26 protein-coding genes are annotated in these 25,458 nt (G+C 54.0%); 9 read left to right on the top strand and 17 right to left on the bottom strand.

The window, feature by feature from the left end:
- Positions 1 to 31: 31 nt before the first annotated feature.
- From NP596_RS00545 to NP596_RS21950, 11 genes are all read right to left on the bottom strand, one after another.
- Positions 32 to 1,249 carry an ATP-grasp domain-containing protein gene (locus NP596_RS00545; RefSeq protein WP_256613245.1) on the bottom strand — a complete coding sequence of 406 codons (1,218 nt, stop codon included), beginning with the start codon at positions 1,247 to 1,249 and terminating at the stop codon, positions 32 to 34.
- Positions 1,246 to 2,727: a phosphosulfolactate synthase gene (locus NP596_RS00550; RefSeq protein ID WP_256613246.1), complete on the bottom strand. Its 1,482-nt coding sequence runs from the start codon at positions 2,725 to 2,727 to the stop codon at positions 1,246 to 1,248. Before NP596_RS00550 ends, NP596_RS00545 begins: the two co-directional genes overlap by 4 nt.
- A 13-nt stretch (positions 2,728 to 2,740) precedes the next feature.
- Positions 2,741 to 3,655 carry a class I SAM-dependent methyltransferase gene (locus NP596_RS00555; RefSeq protein ID WP_256613247.1) on the bottom strand — a complete coding sequence of 305 codons (915 nt, stop codon included), beginning with the start codon at positions 3,653 to 3,655 and terminating at the stop codon, positions 2,741 to 2,743.
- A gap of 89 nt (positions 3,656 to 3,744) precedes the next feature.
- Positions 3,745 to 4,785 carry a UDP-2,4-diacetamido-2,4,6-trideoxy-beta-L-altropyranose hydrolase gene (gene pseG, locus NP596_RS00560; protein ID WP_256613248.1) on the bottom strand — a complete coding sequence of 347 codons (1,041 nt, stop codon included), beginning with the start codon at positions 4,783 to 4,785 and terminating at the stop codon, positions 3,745 to 3,747.
- 4 nt (positions 4,786 to 4,789) lie between these two features.
- Positions 4,790 to 5,503, bottom strand: coding sequence for a pseudaminic acid cytidylyltransferase (gene pseF, locus NP596_RS00565; RefSeq protein ID WP_256613249.1), 714 nt, complete (start codon positions 5,501 to 5,503; stop codon positions 4,790 to 4,792).
- 41 nt (positions 5,504 to 5,544) lie between these two features.
- Complete coding sequence (pseC, locus tag NP596_RS00570; protein WP_256613250.1) at positions 5,545 to 6,699, bottom strand: UDP-4-amino-4,6-dideoxy-N-acetyl-beta-L-altrosamine transaminase; 1,155 nt, start codon at positions 6,697 to 6,699, stop codon at positions 5,545 to 5,547.
- Positions 6,700 to 6,714: 15 nt separating this feature from the next.
- Entirely contained in the window at positions 6,715 to 7,704 is a 990-nt protein-coding gene (pseB, locus tag NP596_RS00575) for a UDP-N-acetylglucosamine 4,6-dehydratase (inverting) (RefSeq protein WP_256613251.1), read from the bottom strand.
- A 162-nt stretch (positions 7,705 to 7,866) separates the two neighbouring features.
- Complete coding sequence (locus tag NP596_RS00580) at positions 7,867 to 9,285, bottom strand: MBL fold metallo-hydrolase RNA specificity domain-containing protein (RefSeq protein WP_256613252.1); 1,419 nt, start codon at positions 9,283 to 9,285, stop codon at positions 7,867 to 7,869.
- A 9-nt stretch (positions 9,286 to 9,294) separates the two neighbouring features.
- The gene (locus tag NP596_RS00585; protein ID WP_256613253.1) at positions 9,295 to 9,894 is read right to left on the bottom strand and encodes a Uma2 family endonuclease; all 600 of its coding nucleotides are present in this window, start codon (positions 9,892 to 9,894) and stop codon (positions 9,295 to 9,297) included.
- Positions 9,895 to 9,922: 28 nt separating this feature from the next.
- Positions 9,923 to 10,240 (bottom strand): hypothetical protein, encoded by a 318-nt coding sequence (locus tag NP596_RS00590; RefSeq protein WP_256613254.1) that lies wholly within the window; start codon positions 10,238 to 10,240, stop codon positions 9,923 to 9,925.
- A 134-nt stretch (positions 10,241 to 10,374) separates the two neighbouring features.
- Positions 10,375 to 10,548, bottom strand: a complete 174-nt coding sequence (locus NP596_RS21950; protein WP_371927877.1) for a hypothetical protein — start codon at positions 10,546 to 10,548, stop codon at positions 10,375 to 10,377.
- A 622-nt stretch (positions 10,549 to 11,170) separates the two neighbouring features.
- Between NP596_RS21950 and NP596_RS21955 the strand changes: the two genes are divergently transcribed.
- Both NP596_RS21955 and brnA read left to right on the top strand, forming a co-directional pair.
- A complete protein-coding gene (locus NP596_RS21955) occupies positions 11,171 to 11,356 on the top strand; it encodes a BrnT family toxin (RefSeq protein ID WP_371927878.1) in 186 nt (61 codons plus the stop codon).
- Positions 11,353 to 11,622, top strand: coding sequence for a type II toxin-antitoxin system BrnA family antitoxin (brnA, locus tag NP596_RS00600; protein WP_256613255.1), 270 nt, complete (start codon positions 11,353 to 11,355; stop codon positions 11,620 to 11,622). The genes NP596_RS21955 and brnA overlap by 4 nt, the downstream gene beginning before the upstream one ends.
- 114 nt (positions 11,623 to 11,736) lie before the next feature.
- Here the strand turns inward: brnA and bfr are convergent, their stop codons facing one another.
- Positions 11,737 to 12,201 (bottom strand): bacterioferritin, encoded by a 465-nt coding sequence (bfr, locus tag NP596_RS00605; protein WP_256613256.1) that lies wholly within the window; start codon positions 12,199 to 12,201, stop codon positions 11,737 to 11,739.
- Between the two features lie 206 nt (positions 12,202 to 12,407).
- Entirely contained in the window at positions 12,408 to 12,596 is a 189-nt protein-coding gene (locus NP596_RS00610; RefSeq protein WP_256613257.1) for a hypothetical protein, read from the bottom strand.
- Positions 12,597 to 12,658: 62 nt separating this feature from the next.
- Here NP596_RS00610 and NP596_RS00615 point away from each other — a divergent pair, with 62 nt between their 5' ends.
- Positions 12,659 to 14,683 (top strand): cache domain-containing protein, encoded by a 2,025-nt coding sequence (locus NP596_RS00615; protein WP_256613258.1) that lies wholly within the window; start codon positions 12,659 to 12,661, stop codon positions 14,681 to 14,683.
- Here NP596_RS00615 and NP596_RS00620 read toward each other — a convergent pair whose 3' ends face one another.
- Entirely contained in the window at positions 14,684 to 15,031 is a 348-nt protein-coding gene (locus NP596_RS00620) for a phenylpyruvate tautomerase MIF-related protein (protein WP_256613259.1), read from the bottom strand. It lies immediately after the preceding gene.
- A 78-nt stretch (positions 15,032 to 15,109) separates the two neighbouring features.
- Between NP596_RS00620 and NP596_RS00625 the strand changes: the two genes are divergently transcribed.
- The 6 genes from NP596_RS00625 to pgaD all read left to right on the top strand — a co-directional run bounded on the left by NP596_RS00625 (position 15,110) and on the right by pgaD (position 23,084).
- Positions 15,110 to 15,511 (top strand): hypothetical protein, encoded by a 402-nt coding sequence (locus NP596_RS00625; RefSeq protein WP_256613260.1) that lies wholly within the window; start codon positions 15,110 to 15,112, stop codon positions 15,509 to 15,511.
- Between the two features lie 163 nt (positions 15,512 to 15,674).
- Positions 15,675 to 17,582: a poly-beta-1,6-N-acetyl-D-glucosamine N-deacetylase PgaB gene (gene pgaB / locus NP596_RS00630; RefSeq protein WP_256613261.1), complete on the top strand. Its 1,908-nt coding sequence runs from the start codon at positions 15,675 to 15,677 to the stop codon at positions 17,580 to 17,582.
- A gap of 320 nt (positions 17,583 to 17,902) precedes the next feature.
- A complete protein-coding gene (locus NP596_RS00635) occupies positions 17,903 to 18,547 on the top strand; it encodes a C-type lectin-like domain-containing protein (protein ID WP_256613262.1) in 645 nt (214 codons plus the stop codon).
- Between the two features lie 219 nt (positions 18,548 to 18,766).
- Positions 18,767 to 21,235, top strand: coding sequence for a poly-beta-1,6 N-acetyl-D-glucosamine export porin PgaA (gene pgaA / locus NP596_RS00640; protein ID WP_256613263.1), 2,469 nt, complete (start codon positions 18,767 to 18,769; stop codon positions 21,233 to 21,235).
- Positions 21,236 to 21,261: 26 nt separating this feature from the next.
- On the top strand, positions 21,262 to 22,611 hold the full coding sequence (gene pgaC, locus NP596_RS00645) for a poly-beta-1,6-N-acetyl-D-glucosamine synthase (protein WP_256613264.1): 1,350 nt from the start codon (positions 21,262 to 21,264) through the stop codon (positions 22,609 to 22,611).
- Complete coding sequence (gene pgaD / locus NP596_RS00650) at positions 22,608 to 23,084, top strand: poly-beta-1,6-N-acetyl-D-glucosamine biosynthesis protein PgaD (RefSeq protein WP_256613265.1); 477 nt, start codon at positions 22,608 to 22,610, stop codon at positions 23,082 to 23,084. The genes pgaC and pgaD overlap by 4 nt, the downstream gene beginning before the upstream one ends.
- Here pgaD and NP596_RS00655 read toward each other — a convergent pair.
- The 3 genes from NP596_RS00655 to NP596_RS00665 all read right to left on the bottom strand — a co-directional run.
- Positions 23,081 to 23,605 carry a hypothetical protein gene (locus NP596_RS00655; RefSeq protein WP_256613266.1) on the bottom strand — a complete coding sequence of 175 codons (525 nt, stop codon included), beginning with the start codon at positions 23,603 to 23,605 and terminating at the stop codon, positions 23,081 to 23,083. The genes pgaD and NP596_RS00655 overlap by 4 nt on opposite strands.
- A 206-nt stretch (positions 23,606 to 23,811) precedes the next feature.
- On the bottom strand, positions 23,812 to 25,032 hold the full coding sequence (locus NP596_RS00660) for a VOC family protein (protein WP_256613267.1): 1,221 nt from the start codon (positions 25,030 to 25,032) through the stop codon (positions 23,812 to 23,814).
- A gap of 143 nt (positions 25,033 to 25,175) precedes the next feature.
- Positions 25,176 to 25,458: transglutaminase family protein (locus NP596_RS00665; protein ID WP_256613268.1), on the bottom strand; the 283-nt coding region annotated here is incomplete at its 5' end.

The raw sequence follows: 25,458 nt of genomic DNA on the forward strand, positions 1-25,458 counted from the left end.
AAGAGTGTATTAAAAACGTGTTTTGACCCGCTTAAGCGTCAACAAAGCCAATGTTTATTTTCGACATGGCAAGACGGCTATTATTACGCGCCTCGTCCCTATCCTTGCCCTTGGCGATTATCGCGCCGAATCGGGCCGCGGAACTATGCAGGGAAGGCAGCATCCGCCCGGCCTCGGCATGGATGTCCACGGACAATATTCCGTTCGCGCTTTTTGCGTCATCTATGCCCTCGATCTCAACGACCGGCCTGTCCGTGACAGGATAATCCAGCTCGGTCATAAATCGCACCGATAAAGCAGGGACCGGCTCTATCGCGGCATGGTCGGCCAGCGAAAACGCGCAGCCCATGGCAAGCTGAATCGCCACATCTATCATATCGATGCCAGACCGATACAAGCCCACTTCCCGCATAAAACCGCCCGGAATTCTGGCGGCAATTTCGATGACTTGCGGGCCATCCTCGCCGACCACCACCTGGGGATAGGCAATGCCGTTTTCCAGGCCGATCGCCCGAATCGCCAAAACCGACGCGGCCTCGACCGCACCGGCTTGCTCGGCCGATATGTCGGGCGGGAACACATGCTCTACCGCGATACCGAAGTGCGGCGAAGCCGCCGTAATCCGGTTCGATAAAGACAAAATCGTGACCTGCCCCGTCACGACAGCGGCAGTGACATTGATTTCCGGCCCCGCATAAAACGTTTCGACGATGGCGTGACCGTCCGTTGAATATTTGATCGCCTCATCGAAGCACTGGCACAGCGACGGCCAATCGACTACTTTTTCAACGCCACGCTGGCCGGACGAATTGCTGGGCTTGATCACCAGCGGATAGCCGTATTGGTTGGCGAATTTTTCAGCCTCCGCCAAGGTGTTTACCGGCTCGCTGACCGGGCTGGGCACGGCAAACGCTTTAAATGCCGCGCGCATGGCGTTTTTATTGGTGGCTTTCAACGCCGTGTCTTCCGACATCCCCGGCAGCCCCAACATGCGAGCTATTTTGGCCACAATGGGCACGGCCACCTCGGAACCCAGCGTCATAATGCCGTCTATTTGGTATTGCTTGGCAACCTTTAAATTACCGTCGAAATCGGCCGTACTTACTACTTCGGCGTAATCGGCGTAGGCAAAACCCGGCGCATGCTTATTAATATCCGTAACCACCGTTTCATACCCCAATTTCCGGGCATTGATAATGGCAGGTACTTGCTCGCGGCCGGCGCCAATGATCATTAGTTTTCGTTTCATGGAAACATTTCAGCGCTATATTTGATTAGTCGCTTGCCGTCGAAAATCGGCACGGCATCGGACATATCGATTTTCGAACAAAAAACCACATCGTCCATATAGCCCAAGGACACCAGATTGAGGCCGCTATCGCTTTCCAGAAAGTCTTTTTCCAACTCGTCGCTATAGAAAGGCTCCAAAACGCCGCGCGGCGTCACATTGCCGATTTTTTTCATGATTTCGGTTACCGCCGCCCTGTCTTCAATCGCCGGCTGATTGTTTCTACCGGCGGCAAGCAATGTGATGCTTTTCCCTAATTTGGCCGCAATCTCAATCGCCGCCTGGGCTACCGCGCTACAGTTGGTCAGCGCCCCCACCAAAACCACGCTGTCTTTACCTGTGGCGCTCATAATGCACTCGGTGCCGTTGGTGGTGGATATGACCACCGACCGGCCCTTGACGGCATCCGCGCCGATTAACAACGGACTATTGCCGTAATCCGCATTGGGCAATTTGGAGCCGCCGCGCTCGCCTATGGTGACTTCGCCGACCAAATCGGTGGCACTGGTGACCGGAATGACCTCCTTGGCGCCCTTGGCGATGCACTGCTCGATGGTGGTACTGGCCCGCAAGGCGTCCACCACCACCACCACGTCGCCGCGTCTTTGCGCCCTGATCGCCCCGCCGACCCCCAATTCCAGAAACACCCGGCGGCTATCCTTGCAAAAGTCTCTGAAGGTATCCGCTCTCAGGCCCCGCCGCATGGACTCCAGGCTCAACACATCAAGCGGCGATACGTTGCCGATATTGACGTTGGAACCGATATTCTGCAATAGCCAGACTTGCTGTTCCTTGGCGGGTGCTTCCCACAAAACGCTATCCGGATCGACATTGCGGAACAACTCGTAGGCCAACTCGGAATTAATCCGCCCATCCGCATTGAATATTCCCACCGTACCGGACTCCCTGGCTTCCATGATCACCTTGCTGACACCGCTTTGAATATCCTGCTTAATTTCTTCGACCCTGTGCCGGTAAGTCATTTTTCGGTCTTCTTCGGGCAATTTTTTCCCGACTTCGGAGATCGTGTAAAAGCCTTTGGCAACCGCCTTTTTGATAATCGTCTGTTTGTCGCTTATCGTCATGGCGGGGTGTATGCCGTTAGACACCTCTATCGTATTGAAACCCAAATCTTTTAATAAATCGAACATGGCCTCGACATCGGCAAACTCGAATATCGATTCGATAAAGGTTCCGCCGGGGCAGACATTGATGCCCGCGTCCCGATAAATTTTAATTTTTTTGCTCAACACATCGCCGGGGTATAAGGCGCACGTCCCCCAACCCAATTTAATCGTATCTATATAGCCTGCCGCGGTCTCGACCAAATCGATGGCGCCGTGGATGCCCAACGATTTATCCAACACCATGGTCAACCCGGTGCTTCTCGGCTTGGCGGAGCCTTGAGGCAGCCCCATCTTCTTTAAGATTTCATTCATGGAATATGCCTGTTTATAAATCCGACTTTTTATGGAACAACCCGATCAAATTGCGGCCCAGCCCGAGATCGGCAAACGCCTCATACAATGTAACGGCCTTATCGATCGAGATATCGTGAATGAGGTTTTCAACCCGCATTCTGGCTTTATGAACCGGCTTGCCGGCTCCGGGATGCATAACGTAATTGGTGTTGTCATTAAAAAGCGCCAAATCGATGGGATAGTCGCAAATCAGCTTAAACCGCGCATAACCGGCCTCGTCGCATAACGCCGTTAACCCTTCGGCGTTAAAATAGGAAATATGATCCGGCTTGACCACCCAGAAAGGCCTATCGATGCAGCCGGCATGCATCAACTCCCGCTGCAACCTGGAAAAATCGTTGGGCACCTCGATAATCAACACGCCCTTGTCCGCCAATAGATGCCGGATTTTTTGCAAAACGGCCAGCGGATCCAGCACATGTTCTAAAATATTGTCCAGCAAGATTAAATCGAAACTCGCCGCTTCCGCGACCAGCCTATCGATAGAATCTCCAATATCGCCGATGAGCAAATTTTCCAACATCTCCGGATTATGCACGGTGCATCCGTAACTGCTGTAATCCAGGCCCGAGGCCTCCCAACCGGCTTCGGCAAAAAAGCGCATCGCAAACCCCTCGCCCGCGCCGACATCCAGAAATCTCTTCACCCCGTTGCCTGCCGGATTACCGCTATATTGCTCGGCGAGATAGGCTTTTTGCTCCAGTTTTTTCCGCTTCCAAAGCAAATCTTCCGCACTGTATTCGTGCTGGTGCATCTGGATCGATTGTTGATAATACTTATTCGCGTAATAATCCTTCAACTCGGTTTCGGACGGCTTGGAGACCAGTTCATGAAAACCGTATTTATTTTTTTCAATGCCGTATGCAGTTACGCTGAAACTTGTCATGATTAAAATTTGCCGAGTTAAATAAAATCGATTCGTCCAAAAGCATCAAGCAACACGCCGTTTTCTTGATCGCAACGGCCGCGCAAAAATTATTCCTTCCTAATCATACCGATAATTTTGCTTGCCAGGCGTTGCGCGCCTTTACCGTCAACCCAAGCGCCCGCCGCCTCGACCATTTCCCGCCTAAGCCTATCGGTGGCGGCCACATTCGATACCGCGCGCAACAAATCGCCGGCGCCGACCTCATGCAATGCCCCCAAAAAAACCGCCGCCCCGGCGTCGGCAAAAGCCCGCGCCGGCCGAATCTGGTTATCGGCAATGGCGATTAAAACCATCGGCAACCCGCAACTGGCCGCTTCGTAAATACTGGTGCCTCCCGCCATAACCGCCAGATCGCAACCCGCCATTATTGCCGCGACGTTTTCGGGATCGACCGACAACGATACCCGCCCCCGGCCATGTGTCTCCACCCAATCGCACAATTGCGGATTGCGCGGGTTATGGCCGCCTGAAATCACCACGAAGCGCCAATTAGCCGGCACATTTTCGATTAAGGATGTCAAAGCAAATTCGATGCCACCCCTATCATCACCGCCGCCAAACGCAACCAAAACCTGTTCGATCGATCGGCCGGCCGGCCGTAATGCAGCGACTGGGGGGAATTCGGCGCGCAAGACGGCGTACCTTGGCCCCAGCAACAGTTGAGCGCCGGGATTATGCAGCACATCGCGATAGTCATCGGCCCGCGCGGCCGGATTGGCGTTAACCACCAAATCGGCCCATAAGGGTTTTTGGGCGGTGCCGTCAAACTGCAACCAATGCAGTCCTTTCGCGCTCAAGAATTTCTGATAGCCCGCATCAATGCGGTAATCGTCCAAAACGGCGAAGCCGGCGGATTTATCCCTAACTATCTCGGTAAAACGCGCGGCATCCCATTCGGCGGAGACCCATTCCCCAGCCTCTATCCAGTCCTCGATAAATTCCGCATCTTCTTCAGTGGCATAAGATTTCGGCGGGCCGACCATCACGCAGGACTCGCCTTGCCGTTTCAGCGCGTAGGCCAGCGCCCGGCAACGGACCAGATGCCCCAAGCCCACCTCGGGGCTGGCGTTACAGCGAAAAATTATCATGCAATTAACCGCCCCGCTTCCCGGTTTCGGGCAAGTTTCCCCAGGCTCTGAACATCAACTCGGCCCGCAGCCAGTCGTCTTCGGTATCGATATCCTGTACCTGAAAATGCGGCAGAATCAATGGCGCGGCGTCCTCGGAAAACGTCGGAATGCCTTGCATGATCGCCTCGGCTTTCGCCCAATAGAACTGGCCGGCATCGTGGTAGGCGGGTTCAAGGTCCTGGGAGCGGGTCATTCTGTGCTCGGGCTGGAACATGGCCACGCCATGGGTTTCCGTTATGCGTAGCGCGCGTTGAATCGGGTAAGAAAAACCGGTCACCGTGAAGGCCAGCGACTTGCCGCTTTCAACCATCAAAGCCAAGCCATCGCTCAAATCCGTGGCTTTAATAAACGGCGCCGTGGCATAAATCGTACAGACGTAAGCGATATTGCCGTACGCCGCCATTGCCCATTCCAAAGCGTGTTTGGTAACCGCGCGGGTGCCGACATAATCGTTGGACAATTCCAGCGGCCGCATGAAAGGCACTTCCGCGCCCCATGTTTTGGCCGCCTCGGCAATTTCGGCGTCGTCGGTGGAGACGATAATGTGATCGAATAAGCCGGAAGTCTGCGCGGCGCCTATCGACCAGGCGATCATGGGTTTCCCGCAAAAATCCTTGACGTTTTTACGCGGGATACGCTTACTGCCGCCGCGGGCGGGAATTACGGCAATTTTCACTGATTCTTCTTTTTGGCTCATGTTGCGCGGGACACGCCTTGCTACACACTAGCCCGCAATGTTGCGATGACATGCAATTGCTGCGCCTCGGACAAATCCGGATAGAGCGGCAGGGTAAGGGCTTCGGCGTAATAGCGTTCGGCTTGCGGGAAATCGCCCGGTTTAAAGCCGCGTTGTCGATAGTACGGCTGCAAATGCACCGGGATGTAATGCAGATTGACGCCTATCCCGGCGTCGCGCAGACGGCAAAACACCTCGCGATGCGGCATTTTACAATCCGAATTTTGCAAGCGAATCACGAATAGGTGAAATGCCGAATAACAATCGTCCGGCTGGCTCTGCGGCACCACCGGCAAACCGGCCAAGTATTGCCGGTAAAACCCGGCCAGCCGGTGGCGGCGGGCGACAAAGGCATCCAGGCGCTTGAGCTGGCTTAAGCCCAATGCCGCTTGCAGATCGGTCATGCGGTAATTGAAGCCCAGTTCGATTTGCTGGTAATACCAGGGGCCGTCCGCCTCATGGGTCATTTCCGCCGCTTCGCGGGTAATACCGTGGCTGCGCAGCAAGGTCATACGCTTGGCCAGCAGGGAATCATTAGTTAACGCCATTCCGCCTTCGCCGGTGGTGATGATCTTGACCGGATGAAAGCTGAAAACGCTAATGTCGGAGTAACGGCAGTTGCCTATCGGCTGATCTCGATATTTACCGCCTATGGCATGAGAAGCATCTTCCAGGATGCGAAAACCGTAGCGTTTACTCAAGCGATGAATCTCGGCCATGTCGCAGGGCAACCCGCACAGATGCACAGGAATCACCACCTTGGGCAGGCGGCCGGATTGCTCGGCACGATGTAATTTTTCCGCCAAGGCTTGCACACTGATATTGCAGGTCGAGGGATCGATATCGACAAAATCGACTTCCGCGCCGCAATACAAGGCGCAATTGGCGCTGGCCACGAAAGTGATGGGGCTGGTCCAGACGAAATCGCCGGCCCGCACGCCCAAGGCCAGACAAGCCAGATGCAGCGCGGACGTGGCGCTATTGACCGCCACGGCATGACCGGCGCCGCAATAGGCGGCCACGGCGTTTTCGAACGCGGGTACGGCAGGACCCTGCGTCAGATAATCGGATTTCAATACCTCGACGACGGCCTGAATATCGGCATCGGAAATCTGTTGCCGTCCGTAAGGGATCATAACAGCCTCCGCGGTTTAGGCATCGACCACGAAGTTATCGATCAAGGCTCGTAATTCGTCCACGCCGAGAAACCGTTCATTGCTGCCGCTGTCGTAGCGGAAACCCGGCTCGACTTTTTGCGCACTGGTGCGGGCGCAATAGTTTTTCATATTGTATTTGGCGCCCGCCGGTAAAATCGCGAAATAAGGCCCTAAATCCACGGTATTGAAACTGTCGCTTTCGGTGATCATTTCCTCGTGAATTTTTTCGCCGGGCCGCACGCCGACGATTTTATGTTCGCATTCCGGGCCTATGGCCATGGCCAGATCGGTAATCCGGTAGGAAGGAATTTTCGGCACCAGCACTTCGCCGCCCCAGGCATTCTCTATCGCCCACAGCACCATTTCCACCCCTTCCAGCAGGCTGATATTGAAGCGGGTCATCTCCGGATCGGTAATGGGCAACACACCGGTTTTACGCTGTTCCAGAAAAAACGGGATCACCGAACCCCGGCTACCCATGACATTGCCGTAGCGCACCACACTAAAACGGATATCCCGGGAACCGGCAATATTGTTGGCCGCCACGAACAGTTTATCCGAACATAACTTGGTGGCGCCATACAGATTGATCGGCGCCGCCGCTTTATCGGTGGACAGCGCCACCACCCGCTGCACACCGGTATCCAGGCAGCCTTCTATCAGGTTTTGCGCACCTAGCACATTGGTTTTGATGCATTCGAACGGATTGTATTCCGCCGCCGGCACCTGCTTCAGCGCGGCGGCATGGATGACGACATCGATATCTTCCAGAGCCCGCTTCAGCCGGCTCTGGTCGCGGACGTCACCGAGGAAATAACGCATGCACTTTTGATTGAACACTTGGCGCATTTCATATTGTTTAAGCTCGTCCCGGGAAAAAATCACCAGCCGTTTCGGGCTATAACGTTCCAGAATCAACTGAGTGCATTTCTTGCCGAACGATCCGGTGCCGCCGGTGATCAATATGTTTTTTCCGTTTAACATGCGCTGGATTGTACCTTTTCGATTCTAAACCATTTAAACAAGCGGCCGTTCCCACCCAACAAGACTTACAAACGTAAGGCCGGAATACGCGCACCAAGCTTCTTTTACAAATATGTTAACACCTGAATCCGGCAAAATAGCCTTGCCGGGTTTAACAAAAATTTAGGGAATCAAAACCCGAATCTCCGGAAAAAGCCCCGCCAAAGCCTGCCGCAGCACCTTTTTGGCGGCATCGTCGCCATGAATCAAACGAATCTCGGCGGGTTTTTTCCGCATACCCTTTACAAAGCGTAGCAAAGAATTCCTGTCTGCATGCGCCGAATAGCCGCTTAAGGCATAAACGCCGGCATTAATCGAATAACGCCGCCCGTCCAGCTCCACATAACCGTGTTTCGGCCCGAATTGCTGAATATCCCGGCCCGGCGTGCCTGCCGCCTGATATCCCACCAATAAAATATCGGTGCGCTTATCTTCTATCAAGGCCTTCAAATAATTGACGATACGCCCACCTGCACACATGCCGCCGGCGGCGATCACAATACAAGGCTTGGCGGTTTTTTGCAGATACGACACCGCCGCCAGATGATCTTGATGGCTATCGACGGTGGTAAGTTGCTCGAATGCCAACGGATGCCGGCCCGCGCGCAACCTGGCCTTGGCTTCCGCATCCCAGTAGGGTTTAAGCTGTTTATAGACTTCGGTAAAACGGCTGGCCAGCGGCGAATCGACGATGATTTCCATGTCCCGCCACAACAAACCCTTGGCCACCGCCTCGGTTTTATGGCGATGAATGATGTCTTCCAGTTCGTACAGCAATTCCTGGGTGCGGCCTATGCTGAAGGCCGGAATCAAAATCACCCCGCTGTTTTGCAGGCAGCGGCCGATCAACTGCTGTAACTGGGCCTGCCGCTGTTTGCGATTCTCGTGCAAACGATCGCCATAGGTGCTTTCCAACACCAACACATCGGCTTGATAGGGCGATTTCGGCGCCGGCAGCAGCGGCGTGTACGGCCCGCCCAAATCGCCGGAAAACACGATGCGTTGTTTTTGCTTGCCCGCCGTCACATCGCACTCGATATAGGCCGAACCCAAAATATGCCCGGCCGGATTGAATTTGACCCGCAACGCACTGCCGCAATCCGCCGCCAAAGCCACGGCCCGCCACTGGGCATAAGGCACGGCAACGATGCGGCTTTTGATCAATTCGATAAAGGGCTCGATCACCTGCCGGTCTTTACTGATGCCCACTGCCAGCGCATCTTCCAGCACCAGCGGCAACAACTGCGCGGTCGGCTCGGAACAGAAAATCGGCCCGCGAAACCCCGCCGCCAGCAGATACGGAATCCGCCCCACATGATCAATATGGCAATGCGTCACCAACAACGCCCGCACCTTATCCAGGGCAAAATCGATAGCCAATTGATTGGCCCCGGCACCCGCGCCGGACACTTCCGCCCCCTGAAACAAACCGCAATCGATCAACACCGAATTGCCCGCATCGACAAGCAACTCGTGGCAGGAACCGGTGACACCGTCGACGGCACCGTGGTGTTTTATAGCGGGATAAGCTGAATCGACCATGCCCGGCATTCAGGCTTGAGCTTGTTTGGCTTGCCAAAACGCCAACATATCGTCGTTGTCCACTTGGTAGTAAATATCTTCCACCGCCACGGCTACCCCTATCGATTGGAAGTGAATAGTATCGCCGGGATAAAAATATTCGGCCTGCCAACCGCTGTGCTGGGTGAACACCTCGATTTCGGCGCGTTCCTGGTCGACCAAAACGTATTCCCGCAAGCTCTCCAATGTTTGATAGGCTTGGCGCTTATGGGTTTTGTCGAAACGCCTGGTACTGGGAGACAGCACTTCCACAATCACCGCTGGTTGCGTCTTGTAATAATCGTTAACCTTGTCATTTGGGTTGCAGACCACCATTACATCGGGATAGTAGAAATTCTGCTTCACTTTGACTTTCATGTCGTTGATGTAAATGCTGCAAGGCGAATGGCTTCGCTTTAATGCGATTCTGAACTCCCCAAACAAATTACCACTCAGTTTATTGTGATAATCACTGGCCCCGGTCATGGTATAGGCCAGCCCATCGACCAACTCATGCCGAATCTCGCCATCCTGTTCGCCCGCCAGATAATCGGCTTCGCTTAAATAACTTTCAGCGGTATTCAAAGCCATTTTGCCTCCCCTTCCCATTCGATTTTTATCACGCCATTTGCTCGAACAAATGCCCAACATCGTTTGCCGCTTGCCGAATCAACATGTCCGGCAGGTTGCTGCCCAAACTAAAGGATACCACTTGCCCCACTTGGGCTGCCTGCTCCGGCGTCAACAGACCGCTCGGAACAATCTCGGTATACACCCAAACCGCCGCGTCCGTTATTGTCGGCGCTTGCGTTTGATTGTTCAAAGCCGCCAACTTCATCAGTAATGCCGAAGCCAGTAAATCCATCACGCCTGCCGTGCATTGCTGTTCCAGCAACACGTCCGCCGAACGCAGTTTTTGCCGGGCCAACTCATGCAAGGGATTTTGTTTACCTCATTCCCACGCGCCGCGTGGGAATGCAGTATATCCGCACTTTCGGTTAGCTAAAACCAATCCCGATAAACCGGCAACAATCCTTCCTGACCCGCATAATTCCGCGCGCTCGAATAGCGCTAATGCTCCGACAGTTCAACATAACCGCGTTTAACCGGATTTAGGTGGATGTAATTCAATTTCTGGCGCAAAACTTCGGGATTCTCGATCAACTGCGGATGACTACCTTCCTCCCATACCTGATAATCCCAGCCGGTTTTATGCGCCTTGCGGAACCAACTCAATTGCTGCAATAAGCGCTCGGCGTTAATGGCTTACAAATAATAGATCAACTGACATGCCGTATAAGACTTGAAATGGGCCAATTGATTGGGTAAATCGTCAGCTTGTATAGGCAGTTCAAGTGATTTTCCAGAATGACATAGCCGTAGATTCGCCAATTGTGCTGTTGTTGGCGGTAAAGCAACGCGCCCAACACGCTGCACGGCAGCCGGACGAGTGAATAAGGGCATCCAGTTGGGTACGGTTCAGATTAAGAAGAGAGATGCTGGAATTGGAGAATGCGGTAGCGACTGCGGCCCATCCGTTTGACCTCGTTTGAGAGTTTGATCGTTGTTACCGCTAGCGCGGATAGTCTGCATTCCCACGCGGCGCGTGGGAACGAGAAGACGAGAAGATCAGCCGGATTCTGTTCGACCAGGCCATCCTCAGCGAGGGCGGCCAGTTGGACGATCCTTCGGCGTTTGTGGCTAAGTTTATCTGGTTCCCACGCGCTGCGTGGGAACCAAGATACGCCGCGTTGCGGTGCGAATGTACCTCGGTGCGCCCCCTGCTGACGCTTAGGAACTGAGACTGTATGTAGGCTTTCGATAGTTTGCTAAACCAACGCTCTGTAAAAAGCATGGCATCGATTTCATGGATGCCCAAGCTTTATGGAATGATCTCCGGCTACTACAAATTCCAGCCAAAACGGAGGACGAGCCGCGATTCTTGGTGATCGGCGTCATTAAGCGAAAACATTGGTCCGCAGTGATCACGTATCGGCCGTATTCGTATAATCTCTGTTCGCCGCTCACGCACCGAAGAGGTAAAACTGTATGAAAGCTGAAGAATTCGACAAACAATTCGACGACGACATCGACATCAGCCACGCCCTGAATTTGTCGCAAGTTCAACGGGTTATGCAAACCCAAAAGCGCGTCAACGTTGATTTTTCAGCCTGGATGATAGAGTCGTTAGACCGCGAAGCCAAACGGCTGGGGGTTACCCGACAATCCATTATCAAAATGTGGCTGGCTGAACGGTTGGAAACATCATCGCTTTCAGCCCGGGTACGCAATGCGTACCCTACGCCCAATTTGATTTAGTGCCGGTCGATAACCCGCGGCAACCGGGGTGACGATGCGCCCAATGTTGTAAGCACGTGTCCGCCGACGCCGGATATTGTTTACTCCACCCGGCAACACGACGAAACCAACAAATCACATCTGCGACTGCAGATAATTTTGTATGCCGATCTGCTCGATCAGGCCGAGTTGAGTTTCCAGCCAATCGATGTGCTCTTCCTCGCTTTCCAGAATATGTTCGAACACTTCTCGAGAAATATAATCGCTAACGCTTTCGCAATAGGCAATGGCGTCTCGTAACACCGGTTCGGCCAATTTCTCCAATTTTAAATCGCATGCCAGCATTTCCTTGGGGTTTTCGCCTATCAATAATTTGCCCAGGTTTTGCAGATTGGGCAGCCCTTCCAAAAATAAAATCCGCTCGATCACTTTGTCGGCGTGTTTCATTTCGTCGATGGACTCGTGATAGACCTTTTCGTTGAGTTTTTGATAGCCCCAGTTTTTGTACATACGGGCATGCAAAAAATACTGGTTGATGGCCGTCAATTCGTTTTCCAACACTTTATTCAGATATTCGATTACTTTTTTATCGCCTTGCATAAAACTCTCCTAGTTTGAATGGGGTAAGTGGGTATGTCGTTGGCCAAATTAACACACTCCCGCCACGGTAACCAGCGCCGTATAAGGCCCACGGGCAATTATTTCCGGCCTTTTTACAAATCGCATTTTTGGCGGCGGCCCGAGACAATTTAACAATGTTCAATGCACCAATTTGAGCAAAAGCGCACCACTTTAATAGCCAGAAATTACAGGGTTTTAGCCCAGACGCCTTGAAAACACACCTTCTCCTTGGCTTGGCATGCCTTCTGCTTTTTCGATAACTGCTTTAGGATCATGAAATTGCCCAGTTCTTTTACTAGAATCCCCGCTCGGGCTGCATTTGTTAAAAGCCGGGCGGCCAATTTCGCAATAGCAAGATCGGGAAATAACAACACGGCCGACGATTACGCGTCCGAACATCACCTTGACTCTTTTTACCATACATTAACGGCAACTTATGAACGCTCTCTTAAAAGCACATACTCCCAAATTGCTGACCGCAATGCCGGACGTTAAAAGCTTTGAAAACCGCTTGGCCCAATTGAACGGCTGGTGGGGCAAAATCACCTTGATCGGCAAAATCAATAGCCATAACGTGGCGGCCACCATCTTGGACGATATGAACCGCACTCAAAACAAGTTCGGCGAACTGCAACAAAAGCTCACTCATAACTTGTTATACGAGAACGTGCAAAAGCTGGTGCTGGATAATTCCTCCAAAGCCCAGGTTGCCATTGATCTATTGATTCGAAATTTATTCGAACGCACCGCCGATGTGGGCTTTTTAGCCACGGATAAGGATATCCGGGTGTTTCTGGCGGACCGGCAAGCCAGCCAACAACAAATCGATTTCATCGAAACCCGTTTACAGGAATACGTCAAAAAATACAGTGTCTATGACGAAATCATGGTATTCGATACCCAGGGCCAGCTCAAGGCTCACCTGGATAAAAACAGCCCGGTAAAATTTTCCGACGACCCATTGCTGGCTCAAACGCTGAACAGTTCCGACGATTACGTGGAAACATTTCGTTATACCGACTTGCAGCCAAACCGCCGCCATTCGTTGATTTATTCCTGCAAGATCACCGAAACCGATCAGAAAACCTCGAAGCCTTTGGGCGTCTTGTGCCTTTGCTTTCGTTTCGACGACGAAATACAAGGTATCTTTGCCAATTTGTTGAATCGGGAAGACCGGGGCGTACTTGCCATTCTGTCGGCTAATGGGCAGGTTATCGCCAGCAGCGATGAGCAGCGCGTGCCGCTGCAAGCCCAATTTAACCCGAATACGCCGCTACGGATCAACACCTACCAAGGCAAGGATTACATTACCAATACCCGGCAGACCAGCGGATACCAGGGTTTTTTCGGCCTGGGCTGGCACGGGCAAATGATGACGCCGCTGGACCAGGCATTCAACAGCAAGCCATCGGCCGATCAACGCAGCGATTTTGCCGACATCATGGAACAGGCCAGCACCTTCCCCCAAGAACTGCGCAATATCCGCAAGGCATCGGCCGACATCAACGCCGACTTGGGCCTGTTGGTGTTGAACGGACAAATTGCCTCCGCCCGTAAAAATGCCGCCGAATTCATGCCGGTATTGGAAGCCATCAAACAAATCGGTTCGGACATCGCCAGCATCTTTACCGCTTCGGTCAATCGCTTGCAGGAAGTGACGGTCATGTCTTCGCACCTGAACAACGCCGGCTTTTTAGCGGCGCTGGCCGTGGACATCATGGACCGTAACCTCTACGAAAGAGCCAATGACTGCCGCTGGTGGGCGCTGACTTCGGCCTTTAGAGATAATCTGGCGCGGCCGGATTTGTCCCCCGCCGACAAACGTCAAATCAGCGAGATTTTGCAATACATCAACGCCTTGTATACGGTATACACCAACTTATACGTCTACAATGCGCACGGGGAAATTCTGGCCGTGTCCGACGGCAAACAAACCCAATGGGTCGGCACCACGGTTGACGCTTCAACCGGAGCACTCTCCGCACTACAAAATTCGGACAGCCAAAAATACAGCGTATCGCCGTTCGCCGGCAGCCATTTGTATCAAAACCGCCATACGTATATTTACAATGCCGCCATTACCGATCTGGCCGACCCCGGCAAAGTGCTGGGCGGTATTGGCATCGTGTTCGACAGCGAACCGCAATTCTCGGCCATGCTGCGGGAAACCTTGCCGCGCGATGAAAACGGCCAATTGTTAAAACACTGTTTCGCCGTCTATGCCGACCGAAACCAAAACATTATCGCCGTCGCCAACCGGCCCGACCTCAGGGTAGGCGACAAACTGGACCTGGACGATCGCTTTTTCGGCTTGCCGAACGGCCAGCACAGCTCCGACATCATTCAGTATGGCGACCGGAGCTACGTCCTGGGCATGGCCGCCTCTAAAGGTTACCGCGAATATAAAACCGCGGACGGCTATCAAAACGACGTCTTGGCCTTGGTATTTATTCCGTTTTAATCAGCCGAAGGTCGAGCCGTTCCAGCCCCAAAACTCGGCGGGACAATTGCTGAACTCGATATACACCCTATCCGTTGGCACGGCCAAGCGCTGATGCAACAAAGCGGCAATCCCGGCCGACAAGCTATTGGCCTGGGCTTTGGATAAACCTATGCTCTTGCATTCCGCATAGGCCAACGGATCGGCATTGCCGCCGAACAACATGGCTTTATCGCCCGCCAGTTCCACCATCACATAGCGTTCCGGCTTGCCGGTTTCCCGGGCCAATAAGCGGGAAAAGTCGGCCAGTAATTGCGCCGATTGCTCGGAGCCGACGTTGACATTGGTGCTCAATTTTAAATAAGGCATCGCTATTCCTCACATGTTCCACAAATAATTGGTACTCTTTAGCGGGTAGAAAAATAATAACCCACAGCGGAGATTGCCATGAAAAACCATTATGTACTCATTATCGCGGCTGCTTTAAGCCTGCCGGCCAATACCGTTTTCGCCTACGGCAGCAGTTCGAGTTCCAGCAGTTGCGATAAGCCTACTTTCTCCGAGTTTCAACCCGCGGCAAACAAATACCTGCAAAGTTTCAGCGAATTTTCCTTCGTCGCTTCGTCGAATACCAGCCCCAGCTCGATAAAAGTCAATATCAGCGCCGGCCCGCTCAAAGAGCAGTTCGACGCCAAACAATTGAAAATCAACCCGCAAGGCAACGGCCGCTTGGTTGTCAGCGGCAAACTCAACCGCCCTTTTCAACACGGTTTTGCCAGAATCAGCGTCACGGCTCACAGCAAGCCGGGTTGCGAAAAAACCGATGGACATTTAATTAGAGTGCAGTAAGCTAACATTCGAAATACGGCGCATTTGTACTGAAAACGCCTCTTTTTTTAGACGCCCGTCCGCTTCCGCCAACTCCCCGGCGCCTATCCATGGCAGCCGGGGAATATCCAAATCCGGCTCGGGTTAAACTCAACCAGCCGAAGCTTCTCCAGCGGTATCGTTCTTGATAGCACACTGCAATTTTTATATTAGGTTCGCTCTTTTCCTCGGCTGCGCGCTGGCGGCAGCGGCGCGGGCGGAGACCGGCGCCCCAATCGCCGATTTTATAGCCCTCAATTATCACGACGTGATTTCAGAGCGGGCTTACGCAGCCCCCGACGCGCGTTATGCGGTCACTGCAAAAAATCTGGAGGCCCAATTCGCTTGGCTGAAAAACAACCGCTATACGGTCATAGACATTCAAACCTTGCTTGACGCGAGAAACGGCAAACAAACCTTACCCGATAAAGCCGTACTGCTGAGTTTCGACGACGGTTATCTGAGTTTTTATACCGAGGTGCTGCCGTTATTGAAAACATACCGTTATCCGGCCACGCTTGCCGTTGTCGGTAGTTGGCTCGAAAGCCGACATGCGCCCAACCAACGCGCCTTAATGTCGGCCGGCCAACTGCGCGAAGTCGTGAAATCCGGCTTGGTTGAAATCGCCTCGCACGGTTACGACTTGCATCGCGGCGTCATCGTCAATGCGCATGGCGATTATCAAAGCGCCGCCACCGCGCGGGCATTCCTGGGCGACGGCTATGAAAGCGAAGAAAACTATCGCAAACGGATTTTTCAGGCGCTCGATAAAAGCGCCGAACAGTTATTTCAAACGGTAGGCATCCGCCCCAGAGTCATGGTTTGGCCTTACGGCGATTACAACGCGGTTACGCTGGAAGCCGCCAAACGCGCCGGCATGCCGTTAACCATGGGTTTGGGCGACGGCGGCAATACCTTGGCCGACCTCGGCGCCATCAAGCGCTTGATCGTCACCGACGATCCGGATATTCCGCAATTCGCCCGCCTGATGCGGGAGCAGCGTCTCGACCAGACGCTACGTGTCGCGCAAGTGGATATGGATTACCTCTACGATGATGACGAGGAACAAGCCGAGCGCAACATTAGCGCCTTGGCCGACAGAATCGAGGCCAGCGGCGTCAACACGGTGTTTCTGCAAGCCTATGCCGATCCCGATGGCGACGGCGGCGGCGACCAGTTGTATTTTCCGAACCGCCGCCTCCCCGTCAGGCGCGACTTGTTCAATCGCGTGGCATTGCGCTTACGCTCGCAGGCTAAGGTCAAGGTGTATGCCTGGCTGCCCATTATGGCTTACCGGGCATCCCTACCGGCGGAATGGTATGTCCATGAATGGAAAGACGATGAGGTCCGGCCCGCGCCGAAAAGCCGCCTGTCGCCTTTTAATCCGCAAGCCCGCCAATTTATCGGCGATATTTATGAAGATTTGGCGGTACATTGCGACTTTGACGGCATTTTGTTTCACGACGACGGGATTTTGTCGGACTTTGAAGACGCCTCCGCGCCGGCACTGACATTCGGTCATGACGTTTGGGGATTGCCGACGGATTTCGAAACCCTGCGCGCCGATGCGGGTCTGCGTATGACATGGGCCCGGCATAAAACCGAACTGCTCGCCCAATTTACAGACTATCTTACCGATAGGGTCAAATATTACCGACCCTATATCAAGACAGCCCGCAACCTGTTTGCACTACCGGTTATAAACCAAAGCAGCGAGGAATGGTATGCGCAATCCCTGGCCACTTTTCTGACACATTACGATTATGCCGCCGTGGAAGCCATGCCCTTTATGGAACAAGCGGAAAATCCCCAAGCCTGGTTGCAAAACTTGCTGAATAAAGTCGCCGCGCATCCCTTGGGATTGCAGAAAACGCTTTTCGAACTGCAAACCGTGGACTGGAACCAGCAACAACCTGTTCCCATGGCGGTTTTTATCGAGCAGGTCCGCTTGCTTGAAAAAAATGGCGCCCGGCATATCGGTTATTATCCCGACAACGTCCACGCCGACCATCCCAACCGCCAAGCCTTGGAAAATCTCTTCAAGCCGAATTAGCGCGGTTCATTCGCCGTTCCATTAAACATATTTTCTACGAATGGCCGGCGGCTCAACGTTATGCCAATACTGACAAGGCACCCGCCATTTCTGTCAGATCCGTCAAAAAATCAGCACGTCCAAATATCTAAACGTTTAGAATTGCCGCTTCCTACCAGTCCCACACGGGTAAATAAGCCCTGATTTTTATACTTTCTAGCAAGCCAGGTCAGCCCACCGCCACCCAATCATTCCCCTTCACGCCGCAGACACACCTTCCGGCACAAAAACTGCTATATACATCTCAAATTCACACCCTAATTACATAAGGAATAACAGACATGCTGATAAAGCTTTTTACCGCCTTATTCTTTGCCAGCGCCAGCCTGCCGTCGTTCGCCTCGCCGGTATTCAACGCCTCGAACGGCCATTATTACGAATTGCATACCTTTACGGACGACTGGCGACTCGATTGGTCGGAAGCGAAAGCTTTCGCCGAAAATTTGACATACGAAGGCGGCAGCGGCTATCTGGCAACGGTAACCAGCCAGGAAGAAGACGATTTTCTTTGGAATGTGCTGGGCGCTCAAGGCAGCTTCCTGGGCGGCTTCGATGTCAGCAGTTACGATAGCAATCTCGACCAATGGCAACACCAAGCCTGGCAATGGGTAACCGGAGAAGCATTCAGCTACGCAAACTGGCTGCCCGGAGAGCCCAATCACTGGCGGGACAATTCATCCTTAACCCCGGACAACGAAGATTATTTGATGTACTGGTGGCAAGCGGACAGCAACGGCGGCCGCTGGAACGATACCAACCTGAATGCGTCGGAATTGACCGATACCGGCATCCGCTATATCACGCGCGGTTTAGTGGTCGAATTCACTCCCGCCGTTACCAGCCATGTGCCTGTCCCCCAATCCGTTTGGCTATTCGCCACGGGATTGATACTGCTAATACGGCGCGCGGGAAACAGCACCCATTAAGAGTCATCTCGCCAGTCTGAATTTCAACAGCCGCACAACCGCTTTCAGGGAAGAAGGCGGAATTATCCGGGCCGCCGGCACATTCATAGCCGAATTCTTATAGCCCCGCCCGGCTTTTTTAAATATCGCTTCCCCAACAGCCCGGAAAATCAAACCGTGGTTTTCCGTTTTTCAAATCCGCCACTATACTAACCAGCCCGATCCATTCACTTAAAATTCATGATCCGCAAAACGCTTGCGGCTTTGCTATGGCTGCCCGGCTATACCTTAGTTGCCCAAACAACCGATGAAGCAGCCTATCAACAAGCGATTGAACAAGCGCGCTCCGGCCGGACGGCCGTTGCCTTGCAACAGCTGCGTGCATTGGCAACCGGACATCCGGATCGCAAAAAGTATCTTTACGATTACATGCAGGTGTTGCTATGGGCCGATCGCAATGACGAAGTATTAATGGAAGCCGAAAACCTGGATTTACACGAGGAACCTGCTTATGCGCTGGAAACCGTCGCCAAGGCCGCCCGTAACAAGGGCCAATGGGAGAAAGCCCTCTTCCTTTATAGACAAGCGGCCGTCTTGACACCCGACCGTCTCACCCCCCAGCTGGGCATAGGTCTGGTTTTACTGGATCAACGGCAGCATGCCGCGGCACTGAGTCACTTGCAAGCACTACGGGACAGCTACCCCGAGTCTATCGAGCTGATTTTGGCGCTGGCCGATGCCGAAAACGCCAGCGGCCAGCCGGCCAAAGCCGTGGAACTTTACCGGCAGGCGCTTGCTTTGCGGCCATCCCATCCCGACGCGTTGCGCGGCTTGGTATTCACCCTCGCCAATAACGACGATACCGAGCAGGCCCTGCAAATTGCCGCCGGCCAACGCGCATTATTCAGCGGCGAGGAATGGGCCGGTTTGAAGTGGAAACAAGCGGCTTGGCTGATCCGCCACGGCGAACGGGCCTTTCGGGACAGCCGCGATTACCGCGCCATCGACCAAGCCATTGCCGAACTGCATGACAACATTGCCTCGGTAGAACAGCTCGATTTGCAAAACCCGGCGCTGTGGCGGCAACGGGCCCAATTCGATTTATTGGTGGCCCTGCGCGACCGCCGCCGCATGAGCGACGCCATCGCCTTATACGAACAACTGCGGCAGCAAAATATAGCCTTACCGGTATATGCCCGCATGGCGGCTGCCGACGCCTATCTGAACCAGCGCCGGCCCGAACAGGCCCGCGATCTGTATCTTGGCGTCATTGCGGAAGCGCCGGATTATGCCAATGCCAAGGCTTCGTTGGCTTATGCCTATCTCGAAGCCGAACAGCCGGATTTGGCGCAGACGACGGCGGAACAATTGGCGCGCGAGCAGCCGGCCACCATTAGCAGCCGGCAAACCGACGGCGGCGAAACCGGCATCCCTAATCCGCAAAAACCGGCGGCGGAGCTGACGGCCGCGATCTTCCATGCCTATGTCGACGATCTGAAAGGCGCGCAATCCCGTCTGGAAAAGTTGCATCTGGACTATCCCGATAATATCGACATTCACAACAAACTGGCCGAGGTCTATTACTTCCGCGGTTGGCCGCGCAGAGCGCAGCGGGAAATCACCGCCGCCCGCCAGCAAGCCCCTGAACATTTCGGCTTACAACTCAATCAAGCCCGCGTGGCCCACGAATTACGCGATTATCAGCAAGAAGCGGCGCTGACCGATCAGCTCTACACCGATTACCCCGAGGACTCCGGCGCAAAAAAGCAGATGCAAGCCTGGAGGCGGCACAATAAGCCGGAGCTAAAAGTATTCGCCAGCGGCGGCGTCAGCAGCAACCAAGCCAACGGCGACGATACCAACCCACTGCTCGGCAACAATAACACCGCTATCGACGGCTATTTATATTCAAGCCCCATCCACAAGAATTTTCGCGTATTCACTCACGAGGGCTGGCGAACCGGATTATTCAAGGACTCCGAGGGCGGCCGCGGCTATTTAAGAACCTATGGCGCCGGCCTCGAATACGCCAAGGACGCGGCCTTGGCCACGGCGGAAGTTCATTACGACAATTTCCGTTCCGAAGCCGTCGGCGTCGATCTGGGCCTGGATTATCAACTCAACGACCAATGGCAGTTATTCACCCGCCTCAGCAGCCTGGATAATAATATTTCCCTGCGCGCGCTCAGCGCCAAGGACGAAATCGTCAAAGCCAAATCGGCGAAACTGGGCGCCAGCTTTCGCGTCAACGAGTCTCGATCCTTCCGGGCATCCGCCGGTTATACCCGCTTCAGCAACGACAACGACCGCCTTGTGCTGGACACAACTTATTTCGAGCGCTGGTACAGCGGGCCCATTTATAAGTTCGGCACCTATTTAAACATGGCCTACTCGACCAACTCCCACCCCAATCAAGGCTTTTATTTTAATCCCAAGCAAGACGCCATAGCCTCCATCACTCTGGCCAACGACTGGCTGACCTACCGGCATTACGAAACCGATTTTCACCAACGTCTGGCTTTGACGATAGGCGAATATTGGCAGCAAGACTTCGACATCAACACGGTCGGCAACATCGAATACGAACACCGCTGGCGGCTGGGTCCGGACATTGAATTAAGTTACGGCGGAGGCAGAAGCTACCGTTATTACGACAACGCCCTGACCGAAAGCTGGCAGGGGTATTTAACCGCCGATATCCGCTTCTAACCATCCCACTTATCAGACTACGCACCATGCCTGAATTTTTCAATCAGTTAATGGACGAACTGTACCTAATCCTTACTTTCATCAGTCAAGGTACCGCCGTTGCCTGGCAAGCCGTGGTGGATTTTGCCCGCGAATGGATGTCCGTGCTGCTGGAATTTGCGTTTTATTACCCCTTGTTCATGGCCTATTTGTGGATGATAGGCGCCTGCATCTATTATTTTCACTGGGAAAGAAACAACCGGTTCAACCACGAAAACCCGCCCCAACTGCGCGATTATCCGCCGGTATCCATTTTGGTACCCTGCCATAACGAAGGCCGGGATGTCGAGGAAACCATCGAATATCTGCTACGCCAGCACTATCCGAATTTCGAGATCATTGCCATAGACGACGGCAGCCGCGACGACACCTTGGAAATTTTACAGGCGCAGGCCAGACAACACAGTCGGCTGCGGGTCATCCATTTGGAGCAAAACCAAGGCAAGGCCGTGGCGCTGAACACTGGCGCCCTGTATTCCGGCAACGAGTTCCTGATCTGCATAGACGGCGACGCCCTGCTGGCCCCGCATGCCACCACCTGGATCATGCAACATTTGCTGTCCGGCCCGCGCGTCGCCGCGGTGACCGGCAACCCTCGCATCCGCACCCGCTCCACGCTGCTCGGCAAAATCCAGGTCGGCGAGTTTTCCGCCATCATCGGGCTGATCAAGCGGGCGCAACGGGTATACGGCCGAGTGTTCACGGTGTCCGGCGTGGTGGCCGGCTTTCGCAAATCGGCGCTGCACCGGGTCGGATTCTGGAGTAACGACATGGTCACCGACGATATCGACATCAGCTGGAAACTGCAGTTGGATCATTGGGACATCCGCTTCGAACCCAACGCGCTATGCTGGATCCTGATGCCGGAAACCTTGCGCGGCCTGTGGCGGCAACGCCTGCGCTGGGCCCAGGGCGGCGCGGAAGTGCTGCTCCGTTACAGCAAACGCCTCGGCTTATGGCGCTCGCGGCGCATGTGGGGGATTTACGTCGAATATCTCAGCAGCGTATTTTGGTCTTACACCATGATCATGATTCTGCTTTTATGGACGCTGGGCTGGTTTTTCGATCTCCCCAAGGAACTGAACATTCCGACCCTGATACCCAGCTGGGGCGGCGTCTTGCTGGGCGCCACCTGTTTGCTGCAGTTTGCCGTCAGCCTGATCATCGACTCCCGTTACGAGAAAAACATCGGCAAAACCTATTACTGGATGATCTGGTACCCGTTGATCTACTGGCTGATCAACGTGCTCACCACTGCGGTCGGCCTGATCAAGGCCGTATTCAAAAAACGCCACACCCGCGCCATTTGGGTCAGTCCGGACCGGGGTGTACGATGAAAGCCAGGCCGCTGATCATAGACAGCCCCTCGCTGCAAAGCTTGCGGCAACGCTACTTGTCCGCCACCTTTACCTTGATATTCTGGACTATCTGGATTTTTTTATGGACGCCGTTGCTGACCTTGCTCGGCTGGCTGCTAGGCCTGGATCTGGTGTTCATCGAAATGATAGAACTGAAAGGTTATCGGGCGATCATCGCCGACTTCGGCTTGTTTTTAATCTGCGTCGGCATCATCGGCGGTATTTTGGGTATTTGGGCCGCCTATAATTTTTTTCGCTTCAAGGATCTCGAGCGCCGCGCCGCCATAAGACCGGTTAATAACCCGCAATTGGCGGCATTTTTCAAAGTGGACCCGCAAACGCTGGCTCGACAACAAAACACCCAGTGCCTATCGGTCAGCTTCGACAGCCTCGGCAATATTGTCGCCAGCAAGCCGATTGAGCCGGCCGCCCATCAAACCGGTAATCCTTAACGCCAGCGTGCGGTTTTATTCTCAACCTCCATAACCGCCCGGTTCAGCAAGCTTAGCTGCTTCTCTTCGGCAAACTGCAAACCCAATGCATAAAAAATCGGCATCCACAGCGGATTGATCATCATCGCCCCCAAAATGCTCTTGGCGGTGCGCTGCCAGTTTTTTAACGGGTTAAAGCCCTCACTGAGCGTGGCCCTGGGGTGCTCGACAAATATTTCGCTGATAGGCCGCAACAGCGACAGGTCGTGCCGGCCGTTCAATGCCGCCATGGCGGCGGCCAGTTTGTCCCGAATACCCAGAAAATTCCGCCGTGCCACGCAAACCGACACCACAAAAACCAGAGCCATCAGCGGCAGCAACACCCTGGGCGGAGCAATCGGGGCAAAGATAGGCGCCATCATCACCAGACTGTAACCCAGCATCAAAATATCCTCGCCGCGCTCGACATCCCTATCGACGCCGGCCACGATAGCCACCACGGGGTGGGCGACCGAATCCAAGTAAGCTGTAGATTGAAACATGACGAACCTCCGTAGCGGGACAAAAGCAACGGCTTATCTATGCCTTAAAAATAAAAAAAGTCAATTCTTTATTCAAGAAGCCGCTATTGTCAGGGAGCGCTACGCGCACCCTAACCTACCCTAGAAATTCACGTAGGTCACGTTGCCGCAGCGCGGTTACGTGACATCCGACATCCGCCGAGGTTGCCCAAACAATCCCGGGTTGATTAAAGCTTGCCTCTAACGCCTTCTTCCTGGCCGGCCGCATAAGTCAGCAGCGCCACGTTTTCGCGGGTGAAAAAGCCCTGGAAGTCGCCGAAGCGTTGCACGTATTCGATAATCAGCGAGGAGAAATCCGAAGCCGAGGAGAAAATCTGCTTCAAGCCCTCCTCGCGCGAACCGACCGTGTCCAGCAAAAAGCCCTTGCCCTGGGCGGCGATGGCTTCGACGATGTAATCGATGTTTTCGCGGCCGTTGATTTGGCCGTCCTTGACTTCCACCGCGATGTGGTGCAAACGCGGGCCGTAGTTACGCACAAAGGTTTCGGTCGGGCTGGGCAGTTTGTCCAGATGACCCACGCAATAAGGTAAATTATTGGCGGTAAACACCTTCGCCGGGCTGACCGACTCCGGCTGTTGGCGCACGTTTTTGGTGACGTTGGTGGAAGAGTTTTGATCCTTGATATCGTAACTGCCCCAGTAGTAGTAACTGGACAGCGCCAAATATTCCAGCAGCGCCGCTTCCCGGTTCTGGCTGTAAACCCGGGTGGCCAGATGGTCGATGGGCATGATCATATCGGCGATGCCCAGACGTTCCTGCATTTCCTTGCCTCTGTCGTTGGCTGCCTGGGCGGCGGACAGAATCACGCATTCGCCGTGGTGGTACACCCGGATGCCGTCGACCGGACGTTCCATGTAACCCAGCAGATTTTGGGTATAGGGCGAGGGTTTGGACATGCTGACATTCAGCGGCAAATCCAGCTCGGCCAACTCGCCGACCGAGAAAAACCGGAACTCGCGCTGCTGCTGTTGCGCCACGACGCTATGCCTATCGCCGGCCAGCAGAATCTCGCCCAGATAACGGCTGTGCGGGCGTTTGGCGCCGACCGGATACAAGTCGTTCAAGCTACGAAATATGTCGCTCTGCTCCGGATGCTTTACTTCCCGCAGCAAAATGTCCGGCGATTTCATGTCGATGCGCAGCACATGGGTCATGTGCTTGTCGCTATCCAACGTCACCAGATATTGGTAGGGCGTCATCAAGGCCAGCTCGGCAATGTATTCCACCGAGTTGCCCGGTTCGACGCTGATCATCAGCGCTTCGATACCGCCTATCATCTCGGTCAGACCGCTACGGTCGCGTTCTTCCAGCAAGCGCTGCAGATATTCCTCGAAAAAATCCGAATTTTGTTTATCGCCGAAGCGCGGCAAGTTGGTTGAGCACAGCATTATTTGATCCTCGTTAACAATGCGAAAAATGGGCTGAGTAGGGTTTAGGCCAATGTCGTTAAGTAAAATCGTTCGCCGAGCGGTTTGTCCCGTCAAAAGGCATTTCGCTTAATGGCATTGGCGTTCGGGCCACGGCCGACATGTCAGCGCGGTTGCCAGCGCAAATCCAGAGTCATCGGAAAACGCGGATTGACCGCTTCTTCCTGGACCTGCATAGGCCCGGCGCTATGGCCGTGCTCCCAAAACCGGGCCCGGCGGCGGGCCTCGGCTTCGTTGGCGTTGACCGGAAAGGTGTCGTAATTGCGCCCGCCCGGATGGCTGACATGATAGGTGCAACCGCCGATCGAGCGGCCGTTCCAGCTGTCCAGCAAGTCGAATACCAGCGGTGCATGCACGCCGATACTGGGGTGCAGGGCCGACGGCGGC

The organism is Methylomonas rivi (assembly GCF_024505165.1).
In the GTDB taxonomy this organism is placed as follows: domain Bacteria; phylum Pseudomonadota; class Gammaproteobacteria; order Methylococcales; family Methylomonadaceae; genus Methylomonas; species Methylomonas rivi.